This window comes from Pantoea sp. SGAir0183 (assembly GCF_043545505.1).
Genome location: NZ_CP028053.1, coordinates 4012279 through 4025544, shown reverse-complemented (window position 1 = coordinate 4025544; position 13266 = coordinate 4012279). Strand labels below are relative to the sequence as shown.

11 protein-coding genes are annotated in these 13266 nt (G+C 49.8%); 10 read left to right on the top strand and 1 reads right to left on the bottom strand.

Annotation, left to right across the window (positions count from 1 at the left end):
- The first annotated feature begins 16 nt into the window (after window positions 1–16).
- The 3 genes from C1N59_RS18795 (at window position 17) to C1N59_RS18785 (ending at window position 3683) form a co-directional block, all read left to right on the top strand.
- Entirely contained in the window at window positions 17–1015 is a 999-nt protein-coding gene (locus C1N59_RS18795; RefSeq protein ID WP_054634613.1) for a glycosyltransferase family 2 protein, read from the top strand.
- Entirely contained in the window at window positions 1012–2316 is a 1305-nt protein-coding gene (locus tag C1N59_RS18790; protein WP_039338998.1) for an oligosaccharide flippase family protein, read from the top strand. The genes C1N59_RS18795 and C1N59_RS18790 overlap by 4 nt, the downstream gene beginning before the upstream one ends.
- Before the next feature lie 431 nt (window positions 2317–2747).
- Complete coding sequence (locus C1N59_RS18785) at window positions 2748–3683, top strand: glycosyltransferase (RefSeq protein ID WP_394550070.1); 936 nt, start codon at window positions 2748–2750, stop codon at window positions 3681–3683.
- An 837-nt stretch (window positions 3684–4520) separates the two neighbouring features.
- Here the strand turns inward: C1N59_RS18785 and C1N59_RS18780 are convergent.
- A complete protein-coding gene (locus C1N59_RS18780) occupies window positions 4521–5228 on the bottom strand; it encodes a DJ-1/PfpI family protein (RefSeq protein WP_054634610.1) in 708 nt (235 codons plus the stop codon).
- Window positions 5229–6036: 808 nt separating this feature from the next.
- On the opposite strand from C1N59_RS18780, the gene C1N59_RS18775 reads away from it, so the two are divergent.
- The 7 genes from C1N59_RS18775 to C1N59_RS18745 all read left to right on the top strand — a co-directional run bounded on the left by C1N59_RS18775 (window position 6037) and on the right by C1N59_RS18745 (window position 13204).
- The gene (locus C1N59_RS18775) at window positions 6037–6456 is read left to right on the top strand and encodes a putative periplasmic lipoprotein (protein ID WP_054634609.1); all 420 of its coding nucleotides are present in this window, start codon (window positions 6037–6039) and stop codon (window positions 6454–6456) included.
- Between the two features lie 525 nt (window positions 6457–6981).
- A complete protein-coding gene (locus C1N59_RS18770) occupies window positions 6982–7974 on the top strand; it encodes an OmpA family protein (RefSeq protein ID WP_367143453.1) in 993 nt (330 codons plus the stop codon).
- Between the two features lie 293 nt (window positions 7975–8267).
- Window positions 8268–9155, top strand: a complete 888-nt coding sequence (locus C1N59_RS18765; protein WP_394550069.1) for a ParA family protein — start codon at window positions 8268–8270, stop codon at window positions 9153–9155.
- Window positions 9148–10512: an SPI-7-type island replicative DNA helicase gene (gene dnaB-PI, locus C1N59_RS18760; RefSeq protein WP_394550068.1), complete on the top strand. Its 1365-nt coding sequence runs from the start codon at window positions 9148–9150 to the stop codon at window positions 10510–10512. The genes C1N59_RS18765 and dnaB-PI overlap by 8 nt, the downstream gene beginning before the upstream one ends.
- The gene (locus C1N59_RS18755) at window positions 10509–12221 is read left to right on the top strand and encodes a ParB family protein (protein WP_394550067.1); all 1713 of its coding nucleotides are present in this window, start codon (window positions 10509–10511) and stop codon (window positions 12219–12221) included. The genes dnaB-PI and C1N59_RS18755 overlap by 4 nt, the downstream gene beginning before the upstream one ends.
- Window positions 12214–12471, top strand: coding sequence for a TraR/DksA C4-type zinc finger protein (locus C1N59_RS18750; RefSeq protein WP_394550066.1), 258 nt, complete (start codon window positions 12214–12216; stop codon window positions 12469–12471). The genes C1N59_RS18755 and C1N59_RS18750 overlap by 8 nt, the downstream gene beginning before the upstream one ends.
- A complete protein-coding gene (locus tag C1N59_RS18745) occupies window positions 12461–13204 on the top strand; it encodes a DUF2786 domain-containing protein (protein WP_022622162.1) in 744 nt (247 codons plus the stop codon). The genes C1N59_RS18750 and C1N59_RS18745 overlap by 11 nt, the downstream gene beginning before the upstream one ends.
- Window positions 13205–13266: the final 62 nt, after the last annotated feature.

The following is a 13266-nucleotide window of genomic DNA, read 5'->3' as shown; positions in this document are numbered from 1 at the left end:
TCACACCAGAGGTTATATGTTTAATGATCAACACGCCCCTTTAGTGTCATTTATCGTGCCTGTTTATAACGGCGCGATGTTTATTGAACGTTGCGTCGAGAGTATTCTTCAGCAACCTCATGCTGAGCATTGCCAGCTTATTTTAGTCAATGATGGTTCAAGTGATAATTCACTTGAGCTAATGAGAAAATACCAGAATTATCCTGGCGTAGAGATTATAGATAAGCCCAATGGCGGCGTTTCATCGGCACGTAACTGCGGTCTGGATGCTGCGCGTGGCACATTCCTCTCTTTCATCGATGCCGACGACTTTCTGCCTTCAGGTGTGCTGGATACCTGGCTGGGGCTGATGAATGAAGACGTCATTCTGGCCGTAGGCGAATCCCGCACCTTTTCTCATGACGGCGAGCCGCTGTCCGGGGAGCCTGAAGAGACCGCACTGCGCAGTCTGCGCGCTGATAAGGCGATCGGTGAACTGCTCTACCACACGCCGAAACACGGTATCTGTGACAAGTTTTTCCGCCGGACGATCGTGCAACAGCAGCAGTTACGCTTTCGGGAAGATATCTTCAACTTTGAAGATCTGCTGTTTGTGATCAGCTACCTGTCCGGTGCCCCGCAGGGACAGGTCGTGTTCAGCCCTCGGGTCGTCTACCACTATGTTGAGTCACACGATTCGGCAACGCGCTCGGCGCTCAAAGAAAAACACTTCACTTACGTCCGGGCTTTTACAGGGATTAAACGCGTCTTGCTACGGCCGCAGGAACGCTATTACTACTTCTTATTTCTGAAGGTTACGGCCTCGCACATCTATAAAGCCCTGTATAGTGGGACGTTCAGCGCGGCATTCGTCAGGCAGTATATTGAACTTTACCGGCAAAACTATCGTGCCTATATTGCCGCGGGCATGCTCCCAGATGCCTGGAGCCTTTATTTTACGCTTTTCTACCTGTCTCCACGCCTGGTGTCCGGGCTGCGTCATGCCGTACAGACTCTGTTGAGGGCGCGTTCGTGAAACAAAAGCTGCAAAACTCGTTATGGATGATCATTGAGAAGCTGGTTGCGGTATTTGGCCTGATGTTTGTAACGTCCTTCGTCGCTAAGTACGTCGGGCCTGTCACGTTTGGTGTGATCGCCATTTCCATGCTGATATTTCAGTTTATCCAGTCTGTGGCGATGATGGGCTGCGACGTCATCCTGCTCAAGCGCATTGCCCAGAATCACCGTTCTGGCATCCGCCTTATGGTGCCGGCTGTCATTTTGGTGTTTAGCCTTTACTGTGTGCTCTCTACCATTGGCATTGTGGTGATGCGGGAAGAGATGAACTCGCAAGCGTTTGTCTTTATCTGCGCGGCGGCACTGGCTTGTCTGTTCTCGGCTATCGATCTGGTTAATATCTACAATGAAGCGGTGTTGAATGCGAAGCTGAACGTGATGGCTAACCTTACCGGTCTCCTGATCAGTCTGGCTATCCGTTATGGGATTTCCTGGTTCCAGCTCAAACCGGAATTGCTGGCCATTCCCATTGTGCTGGCTACCTTCATTCCTTTTCTGATCAAACTCTGCGTGTTTAGCTGGCACCAACGACGTACGCATGAGAAGCCGCCGCTTCCCCGACTCACTCATATCCGACGTTACAGCGGGTATATTTTGCAGGCCGGACGATCCCTGGTGCTGTCGGTGATTGCGATTACGATTTATACCCGCCTTAACCAGCTCAGCGTTTCATGGTTCTTAGGGTTAAAAGAGGCGGGCATCTTTTCTGTCGCGATGACGCTGTCGGTGGCCTGGGTCTTTTTACCCAACGCTTTACTTGCCTCGTTTTATCCCGCGTTGTTTGCCGAACGTGATCCTGATGTGGCGATTGTCCGCGCGCAGAAGCTACAGCTAATGGTCATTGCCGTGTCGGGGGCCGTTATCGGCGGTATTGCCCTGATCGGCCCCTGGTTTATCCGGCATTTCTACGGCGCAGCTTACACCGAAGCGATTGCTCCGATGGTGTTATTAAGCATCGGCGCCATGTTTGGTGTACTAAGCAGCGTCATGGATCGCTTCATTATTAAATACAATGGCTATCGCTACCTGATCAAAAAAACGTTCTGTGTGCTGGCGGTATGTCTGATCACGACGGTGACACTGGTGCCAGCCTTCGGCATTACTGGCGGCGCCATAAGTGTGGTGATTACTGAGTTTATGGCCTTTACGCTGTTAAACTATTTTTTCCGTGGGCAGCCGATGATGAAGATTCACAAAATATTCATTCAACCCGGAAAACTGTGGTTTCTTATTAATCGCTCGCTCTTTTCTGGGCGGTGATGCAGATATTTCTTAAAGATATGCATTGTAAGACGTTTAAATAAAACGTCTTGAACGGTATCTTTAATATAACGCGTTTTTTATCTGCGCGTGAGTAACGTTAATATCCTGCCATGTGGCGGGAGGATGTACCCTGCCTGTTCGTTTTTTTTAATTATCGCTTAATAAAAATGAAAGCGTATCTTCATGATCCGAATAATGCCCGTTTACGGTCAGTTTAATTTCGCGCTTTTATAATCTCAGAGTGGGTTAATAAATAATTAGATGCTTATTTTCTTTTCGGTTATCAGGAAAAGGAAAGGCTTTTATTTTCATGATCTTTTCGCCTTTTTAAGGGCGGCAGGCATTAGGGCTGGTTACGAGGTTTTGAAATGAATGATAAATATTTATTCAGTATAATAATACCTGTTTATAATGCTGAAAAGACGATTATGCGTACCCTGCAAAGTCTTCTCCTTCAGACATGCAAAGATTATGAAGTTATCCTGGTGAATGATGGCAGCAAAGATAACTGCGCCTCTGTTCTTGATGAATTTAAACACTATAAAAATTTTAATGTTATCTCGCAGAGTAATGCCGGCGTCAGCGCAGCGCGAAATGCAGGCCTGGAAGTGGCTACGGGAGAATACGTTATTTTTGTTGATGCCGATGACTGGGTGGATGATGACTTTCTGGCTATGTTTCATCAGCACCTTTCTCCGAGCGTTTCACAACCTGTTGATTTACTGGTGGGGAACCTCAGGTACTCGCGCGTGGGTAGCCTTTCCACCTATGGCCATTTCGGCCATCAGTCTATTCCTGCTGTGCTGGATGAGCTTGAGTTAAGTGATAACATTGGCTATCTCCATAACAAGTGCTACAGAAGAAAGTTGCTTGAGGATCACCAGCTCCGCTTCACTAAAGGGATATCGATGAGTGAAGACCTGCTGTTTAATCTCAACTGTCTTTACTATGTCGATAACCTGTTTATTTTTGACAGTGCATCTTATCACTATGATGATGTGGAAAACTCGCTGTCGAAAAGACGCGTCCCGTATGAAGAATTGCTGGATCGTAAGCGTTACCTGACTGATCTGTATGAAAGGTTATTTGTTAAATATAAAAACGAGGATTTGTCGCTTTTCTCTACCGGTGTCACCAAACGTAAGCTCACCCTCGATATGCAAATCGTTACCGCCATGTATTACACCACGCTTAACATTAATGAAATCCGGAAAAGTATCAAACGCATCAAAGAGAAACGCTATCCGGCAAACGTACTGGCATTATTAAACAGAAGCGAGAAAGTGAAGTACCACGTCATGAATGTGAATGCCAGAGTGGCTTATCTGGTGTTGTATATGCTGTTCAGATTACGGTTTTTTTAACTTCCGGCGTTGTCATTCAGTGTCGGGCCCTCGACGGAAATGGCGCATGTTTTGGCGAGGTGAATTTCCGTAGGGGGCTCTGTCATCGCGCCAGTATTTTGCTATTCCACGTTGGGTCAAATGTCGCAATGCTGAAAAGGGGCCGCGTTTTCACTGTCGCGCCGGTCCCCGATGCAGGGCAGGCATTGCATTCATTCCGCAGCCTGATCGTGAACGTCATAACGAAGATGACCGCGCGCAAACGCAAGGCGAGGCTGGAGATGGCGTTATGCATTGACCTTCAGGCCCGGAATAGCCGGCGCAACCTGCTGAGTCGCTGTTGTGAAAGCGCTTCCTTTAATGTGCACTATTTTCGACGCGTCACAGAACTGGCAGGCCCGGGTGTGACTTCTCAGCACGTCTGAGAGGAAGTTATGACCACGCGCCCGAGCCGTGCTGACGACCTCGGAAAATATCTGCTGTCCATAACGCTTATCCGTCTCGTCGGCCGCTCCGTTTCTGCCACGTAGCAGATAACGCCAGCATCCTGAAGATCACGCCCAGGTGTCTTTGCATGCTCCTCATGAAGAAACGCATTTAGTTCAGTTCTGGATTGCCAGAGGGATTCGAAATGCTCGACGTAGAGACGCGCCTCCAACGTGCTGAGCAGCACGATGTTATTCTGACGGGCTTCTCTGGGTTTAAGTAACATGGGAATGTCCTTTTCATTCTTACCGATGCCCGTGCGTCACGAAGCGGAGAGCAGAGGGGAAATCAACGACATGCGGATCAGGTGACAGGTGGCTTTCTGGTTGCGGCAGTGACAGCGTTTGTTGTCGCACAGTTGAAAGTCATCGCTTACGCCAATCGGTTATCACCCAGCCTGGCCGCCGCTTTTTGCGTCGCCAGGCGTCTTTTTTCAATAAAGGGAGCTATCTGGTCCTGCGCTTTTTGCAACTGCTCAGCCGGCGCGGTCCGCGGCGAGCCACTGGTAAAGGGCGGCGCGGGATCGTACTCCATATGCAACTGAATATTTTGAGCAATCTCAGGGCCGTAAAGCTCGGCGACAACAGTAAGCGCGAAGTCGATACCAGAGGTGACACCTGCGCCGGTGATACGATTTCGATCGCGCACAACACGCTGGTTTACAGGCTCGGCACCCAGAAGCACCAGTTGATCCAAGGATGCCCAGTGCGTCGTCGCCTGATAGCCTTGTAACAGCCCGGCAGCACCCAGCACCAACGACCCCGTGCAGACCGAGGTGATCAGTCTGGCCTGCTCACTCTGGCGTCGGACAAACGTAAGCACATCCTCATCCGCCATCAGTTCGATTTGCCCGGGGCCGCCGGGCACACAAATGATGTCCAGCGGCGGCGTCGTTGCAAAGGTAGTGGTAGGTAAGATCGCCATGCCACGGTCTGATATCACGGGCTGTAAATTTTTCCAGATCAGATGTACCCGCGCATGAGGCGCACGGACAAACACCTCATAAGGACCGGTGAGATCAAGTTGTGTCAGCGCGGGGAAGAGCAGAAGGCCGATGTTAATGGATGCGATGTCATTCATGAGAGGGTTCCTGAAGGCTAAAAATCTTCAATTGATGCTTTTTGAATGACAACGTTCTTAATGAAGACTCAATACGCTGCCATTCAGAAAGCGTCAAACGCCACATTAAGCTGTCAACGCAAAGCAGATTACTGGCGTGCCTACTAACAGAACGCTGATAGGTAAAATTCCTACCTTAAAGTGGTTATTTATTGCTTATAAACTGAAACACCTCAGTCAAGCCCGCTAATCAATCATCGATTTTCACTTACTCAGTAAATACTGATGATAAAATTGATGAAAAGTCTTTTTTGAACATAGCGTTATGCCACAAGAACATAGCAATTATGATAATAAAATACTAGTGTAAGAACGCTATTTTCTTCACCGATGCATTTTATTGACTCGGCTCATATTCATTTTTTTACTGCACGTGGTTAAATTTCTTCGGATTAAAGCCTAATATAAATTTATCCATAGTGAAAGTGTGGTGTCACTGAGTTTTAACTGGCGTTACCTTTAACGATCGTCAGCGTCCTCGACGACTCTGTAGCGATGCGCAGGATTTTCAGCGTCAAAACATGTCACCATGAGTTCCTCATTTCTTATGTAAAATAAAGTTTCGGTTTTTCTGTTTTTTCCGGATTTAAAGTCTGGATTGGATTTTTTTTATAGTTCTTATTGTTGATTTTTTGCTTTTTACTGTCCGACATGAGTGGTTTGAGTGTTAAGTTAATGTAAGATTTATGTAAACTAATATTGTTTACTTAATTTTGACTCCATGTTAATAACTATCTCTGGGTTTAAATGAACGTCATGGAGATGCAGGATGAAAACTATTTTGATTGCTGTAACAATGATGTTGTTGCTTGCCGGATGTAGTTCTGTGGGAGGCGAAGATAAATTTAGTAGGAGCTACGTGACCTCACATATTATTCCTGATAAAACCACGCAGGCCGAGGTTCAGGCGTTATACGGAACGCCAGACGACCAGAACGTAAGTTCCGACGGTGATTACGAATGGATTTATGATAAGAGTGGTAATTTGGATACGGCATCCAGCGTTATGGGTTATGTGCCGGGTGCAAGTGCTATTTCGAGCGCATTGGGAATGGCATCAAGCGCCAGTAGTGCGTCAGATTCAATGGCAAAAGCATCTGGAAAAATGAGCGGTGATACGAATTACCGTGCATCACATTTGTTCATCAGGTTTAATAAAAATAAAACAGTAAGTAGTTGGTTTATGTGATTTTCTCTACAATCAGGAGTGGGGAAGCAAACAGTCACTCCTGATTATTTTATAGTGAAAGGTATGGCGCATTTTTAATTTCTAACTTTGAACTATCGTTATTTATTTCAAGGGGTTGACGTTGTCAGGTCAGGCTTTTTAGAAAGAACACAGTTCGGCGTGTCATCCACAATAATTTATAAAGAATGCTCTGAACTGGTTTGAACTCTGAATGGTTGTGCCCTTTCATTCTTTTATCACAACTACACTCGTCACGTTTTTTCAATTTGATGGTGGGTAAGTTTTGCCAGAGATGACGGTAACGTTCATGGGTAACACTCACTGAGTAACAGGCTATGCATGCGATAACACGGTATCAATTTATTGTGATGAGTCATTTTTTATCGTATTGATAAGTCTTAATCATGTGTCGTGTTAAAAACTTTCTCAAGATGAGAGGTAAAGCGCTGTCAAGACATCCCATCATTCAGAATAATGCTATAGATTCTGCGTAAGACATATTAATTTTGATAAAGGGGTATTTCTGTGTGGAAAACAGCGATCATTTCCTTCATTTTAATGCTTCTGGCATTCGCGACTAATGTAAGTATTTCGCGAGCCATGGCGGAGGATAGCGTAAATTCCTCAAGCATTAAACAGACAGCCAGCAAGACGTTTGACCCTTCAGCGATGCCTGTCTCTTCCGCGCCACCAGGGGCATTTCCCTATATAGCCCTTCCTGCGGGTTATGAAACGTCTACCCAACCTGATATCACCGAATTCGATCAAATCCCGTTCTGGACTGGCGATCATCTTGAACCTGTGGAAGGCAAGGTTTGGTCGGCCCATATTAGTGCCGTTCAGAACAAAACATTTTCACAGCTGGAGTTGAGTCGTAATATTGAATCTGTAGTGACGTCGTTAGGGGGGGAGAGTGTTTTTAACGGAAGAATCCCACCCGAAGCATTAAAAAAGATTGAAGCATGGCCACGTGATTTCACGACCAAGTACAACAGTGGCCTGGGGGATATCTGGAATAATGATGTGACGGTGTTCGTTATTCACCGGGCAGACAGAAATATCTGGATTCACCTTTGCACCTACGAGTTTGGGGGCGGTTTATTGATTGCCGAAACGAAACCTCTTGATATTACCGCGCGCGTATTGCCTGCGAACGAGATGGCAGAACAGATTAAGAAGGTGGGGAAAGTGGCGTTACATGTTAATTTCGCTACTGATAAAACGACAATTTTGCCTGATTCTCAGCCTCAGATTGAGCAGGTAGTTGCGCTACTCCATACCGACCCGGCTTTGAAACTAAAGGTGAGGGGATACACGGATAACACCGGTAACCCAGCCCATAATCAAACCCTGTCTGAAGGGCGTGCCAACGCTGTGGTTAAGGCCTTGACCGAGAAGGGCATTGACGCGGGCAGGTTATCGTTCGCGGGTTTTGGAGCAGCCGATCCGGTGGCCGATAATGCGAATGAGCAGGGCAGGGCTCAGAATCGACGAGTTGAACTGGTTAAACAACCTTAAATCCAAACCTTTTACTGTATTTGAAACGCCCCTACGGCAGTATAAGTGACAACGTGCAACTGGTCGCAACATCACCTCGTTGCCTCATCGCTGCCGTGTGATGTGCATCTGGTTGGATGCTTACTGAAACCCTTAAACGCAAAAACCCCCGCCGAAGCGAGGGTTTCAAATTTGTGGTGCCCGAACCCGGAATCGAACCAGGGACACGGGGATTTTCAATCCCCGTGTTTCTGAAACGCAGTGAAGTACGCATTTGCTTGCACTTGAATAACGCATAGTTATCAGGTGATTAAATGCATTCAAAAACTAAAGTCATACCCGTTGTTTCTACCAAAGGTGGAGAGGGTAAATCAACTCAAACCGCTAATCTTGGTGGATTTCTGGCTGATGCCGGCCTGAAGGTTCTCATCATTGATGGCGATCACGCCCAGCCAACGGCCAGCAGTATATTTCCTTTGACTTATGAAGCCCCCTGCGGATTGTATGAACTGCTTATGCAGAATGCAGACCTGTCAGTGGCTGATAACATCATCTCCCGCACCGCCATCGATAACCTTCATCTCATTGCATCGAACGATCCTCGTAATCTTCTCCCGACCCACATGCTTAATGTGCCCGATGGTCGTGTACGTCTGCGCAATGCGCTCTCAGCTCCTTTGTTTAAAAGCTATGACGTGATCCTGATTGATTCACAGGGTGCCAAATCCGTAATGCTGGAGCTTATTATACTGGCTTCGACGGGTGAATTGATTGGCATGGTCAAGCCTGTGCTGCCAGATGTTAGGGAGTTTCTACGCGGAACGGTCGCGCTGATGGAGGACCTGCGTTCCTACTCTGCATTCGGGATCAGACTGCCGGCTGTGCGCATGCTAGTTAACTGCATGAAATATACAGCTCTTGCAAAAACAACCTTTGAGCAGGCCGAAGCCATCATTAACAGCAGAGAGTACAGCGCTCATGCTGATGAAATAGCTATATCCATGCTGCAGACGCGTATTTACGATCTCACCGTCTATGAGCAGGGCCATGCCAGCGGACTCCCTGTTCACCGGCTTGAGAGCAAAACGTCCCGCGTCAGCGATTCAGCATTTGACTCTATGCACAAGCTTGCGAGTGAACTGTTCCCCGAGTTCAAAGAGCGTTTTGACTCCTTTGCTGTCAGCGGAGGGTGTCATGTCTGATAACCGCCGAAATATTCCGGGCCTCTATGCACTGGACGCGGAACAGAGCGTCATTGGCGGCCTGATGCTGGACAACGACTGCTGGGATGAGGTTGTCATGCGTCTTGGGCCTGATGATTTCTTTCATAAGGCTCACCGGGAAATATTCAATGCCATGTCGCATCTTGTGGCGGCAGGCAGTCCGATTGACCTGCTAACGCTTACCGAGAGCATTGAAAGCCGGGGCAAGAACCTGCTTGAGCAACTTGGCGGTTTTGCCTATCTGGCTGAGCTAGCCAAAAACACACCCAGCGTGGCTAACATCACGCACTACTGCGACATCGTGGCCCGCTACAGTCGCGGGCGCCAGCTGGCAGCCATCGGTAGTGAGATACATGCGTCAGCCACCGCGCCGGGCGCTGACATCGCGGCCGCGATGGAAACGGCCGAGCGGAAAATCACGCAGCTTGCAGAGCGGGCCGAACCACAGCAGGGCGTGACCATAGTTGACGGACTGGAAAAGCTGGCGGCCGAACTTGAACGACGCTGTCAGACTCCTGACGGCATCACGGGCACGCCAACAGGGTTTGACGACCTGGATGCTTTCACAAGCGGACTTCAGCCGGGTGACCTTGTTCTCGTCGCGGCACGCCCCTCCATGGGAAAAACTGCACTCCTAATTAATATCATCATCAATTCTCTGATGAAAAACGTGGCCTCAAACAGCCAGTTTTACAGCCTGGAGCAGCCTGAAGAGCAAATTCTGATGCGCGTGGTTTCGTCGCTTGGCAATGTTGACCTGACCCGTATGAAAAGCGGAATGATGGACGAAGAGGACTGGGCCCGCGTATCGAATGTTTTTAAGTTACTCACAGAGGATATTAAAGAGCGTCTGGTCATTGATGACACCAGTGATCTGACGCCAGCCATGCTTCGCGTTCGTGCGCGACGTAATGCCCGCCGCTACGGTAAACCTGACATCATTGGTCTCGACTACCTTCAGCTCATGCGCTGTCCTGACCAGGAAAACCGCACCCAGGAAATAGCAGAGATATCCCGTTCGCTGAAGGCGCTGGCCAAAGAGATGGGCTGTCCGGTAGTGGCACTTTCACAGCTCAATCGTGCACTGGAAAGCCGGGCCGATAAAAGGCCCAACAATGGTGACCTGCGTGACTCGGGTGCGCTTGAGCAGGATGCTGACGTCATCATTTTTGTTTACCGCGACGAGGTTTACAAAGAAAACTCCCCTGACAAAGGCCTGGCTGAGCTCATTATCGGCAAACAACGTCAGGGACCAACCGGCACCCTGCGGCTGCGTTTTGAAGGCCGCTATACCCGATTTGAAAATCTTCAGAGCGATGTCGGGAGGTATGCATGAGTAACGTTCGCAACCTGAACCTGGGGTCAGCGATGCTGCTCCGGGGAAAATCACCGGCGCAGCAGGGGAATAATGTCTCAGAGGCCCCCTTGCCAGTCAGCGAGATGGCCATGGTGTTGACGTTGGATCAACTTCGTCCGAATCCCGACAATCCGCGCAAAAGCAGAAACCCCCGTTTTGACGAGATTAAAGCCTCAATTCGGGCGAGAGGCCTGGATTCTATACCCAAAGTTACCCGTGACCCAGAGGGTGACGATGTTTATATTTTCAGTGATGGCGGGAATACCCGCTATCAGATCTTATGTGAGCTGTGGCAGGAAACAGGCGAAGAGCGTTTTTATCGTGTTCACACCATCTTCAAACCGTGGCCGGGCCGTCTTAAATGTCTGGTTGGCCATCTTGCTGAGAATGAGGTCAGGGGGGATCTTACATATCTGGATAAAGCACTTGGCGTACACAATGCGAGAACTATTCAGGAGGAGTTACTTGGGCATTCTGTTTCGCTTCGTGAACTTTCAGACCTTTTGAATTTAGAAGGTTATCCGATTCATGCTTCCAGCATCAGCAGAATGGAGGATACGTTAAAATATCTTTATCCCTCTATGCCTGAGTTACTTGAAAGCGGGCTGAGTCGTACTCAGGTTATTCCGTTACTCAATCTTCGCTCCCTCGCCGAGAAAGTGTGGCTTAAATTTCAATTGGCTGAGGACACGGTTGATAATTTTCAGTCAGTGTTTTCTCAGACTTGCAGTCTGTTCAACGACCCTGACAGTTATACCCTTGAGCATTTTCGTGACGAATTTATTGGTCATCTTATAAAGGCTCTGCCACACCCCAGCCTGAACTATGACCGCTGGCTGATTGAGCTCGACCCTAAGGAGCAGAAGCGCCGCGAGCAGTTTGGCGAGCCACCGGCCATGCCGCCGCTGACGCTTACTCGCCTGTCAGAAGGTTCCGGCGGGAAGGCTCCGCCTGTCACCGTTTTGCCGGATGACCCGACCGCCGTCAAGCCCGTCACCGGCCTGCGCTCAGGCACCCTCACGGGTTCAACCCGCCCCGAACCGGCTCCTGAGCCAGCTGGCCTTAAAGTGCTGCCTGACAGCACTGGCATCAGCGCCGGTAGCCTGCCCAGAAGTGAAATCCAGAATGACCTGTTTGGTGGCCGTTCCGTTATTACCGGTGATGGCGTCAGCACAAGCAGTGAGCATGGCGCCGATCTGGTTTCTTCAGGCAGCCATTCCCTTCTTTCTGCGTTCAGCGAGCATGACGACTCGGCACCGGTATCCACCGGGTCAGTGAGCTTTGCCGAAACCGGCCTTGAACCCGTCAGCGACATATGGCTGATCCCGGCTATGCAGGATGATGTTGAGCATCTCCAGGACATGGCCTATCGGCTGGTCTACGAAATTGCCGAGGGGATGGGCTGTGTAAGCGACATCAGTGAGGACAAAAGCCCTGAGTCTGCCGGTTTTTCCGTATCCGGCGGCAGCAGAGAATTCAGCCTGTTCCTTTCAGGCCTGTCCGGCTGCCTGCCCAATCAGCAGTGCAACATGTTCATGTTCTGTCTCAATTTTTTTGGTTCACAGAAACCGGCTGACACGCCGGTATTTGACGACGTCATGGTGGTCAAAATGATGCGCCTTATCCGCATCATTCGCCGCCTGCGAGAGCTGCAGCGCCTTGCCGCAAAAGGGGGAGAAAATGTCTGATGACCTGAATGACGAAATGGCACAAGCCAGTATGGCTTTATTCATTCAGCGCGGTATTGATGCCGTCCGGTCGCAGCTCCGCTCTGACAGGCCGTCAAACGAGTTCTGTGAGTGCTGCGGTGCTGACATTCCTCTTGCCCGTCAGCGTGCTGTGCCGGGTGCGGAACTCTGCGCCGACTGCCAGTATCTCGAAGAGAAAAAGAACCGCCACATGGCGGGCGGTAACTGGGGGGGCCGTCATGGCAGATAAGTCAAAACTCACACGGCGCATCCGTCGCCTTATGGCGCTGGGGACGCAAAACAGCAACGATCATGAAGCCGCACGGGCGGTTGCGCTGGCCCAGCGGCTCATGCGCCGTCACGGCTTGACTGACGATCAGATTACGCTTAGTGAGATAGGTGAATCGGTCTGCGAACAGCTGACCAGTAACGCTGAGAAAGTCCCCGCCTGGATGCACTCGCTGGCCACAGTGGTCTGCATGGCTACAGGCTGCCGGTGCTGGTTCGGCTGGTACGGTTACGTGAGCACGGGCGGGTTGCGCCTGGTCCGTCGCTCACTCCACTTCTACGGCTTCGGGGAACGTCCCGAGCTGGCCCTATATATCTATACCGTGCTACAGCGCAAAGTGCGGGCGGCAACAGATGCGCACATGTCGACTTACCGCAGGCAGCGTATTAAGAAGAGTACGCTTCGCGGCCGCGCCGACCAGTTCCGTGAAGGCTGGGTCTCCGGCGTCTGGCAGGTTCTGCAGTCTTTCAGTACGCCTGACGGTGAGAATCAGGTGCTACAGCGCTGGCTTGCGCAGCGGCATTCGGGGCAGACGTTATCCGATGTTGTAACGCGCCAGGCGAAAAGCTGTCGCGGTGATTTACTGGCAAGGAACGCCGGATGGTTCGCAGGCCGTCAGGCCGAACTCAGTCACGGCCTGGCAGGGGCGCAGGCTAATAAGCAGCTTACGGCGGGAGACACACGCAATGATTAACACACTCTTATTGGGCGCCTGCCTGTCGGGCTGGCTTTTTGATGCAATACAGTTAACCATCC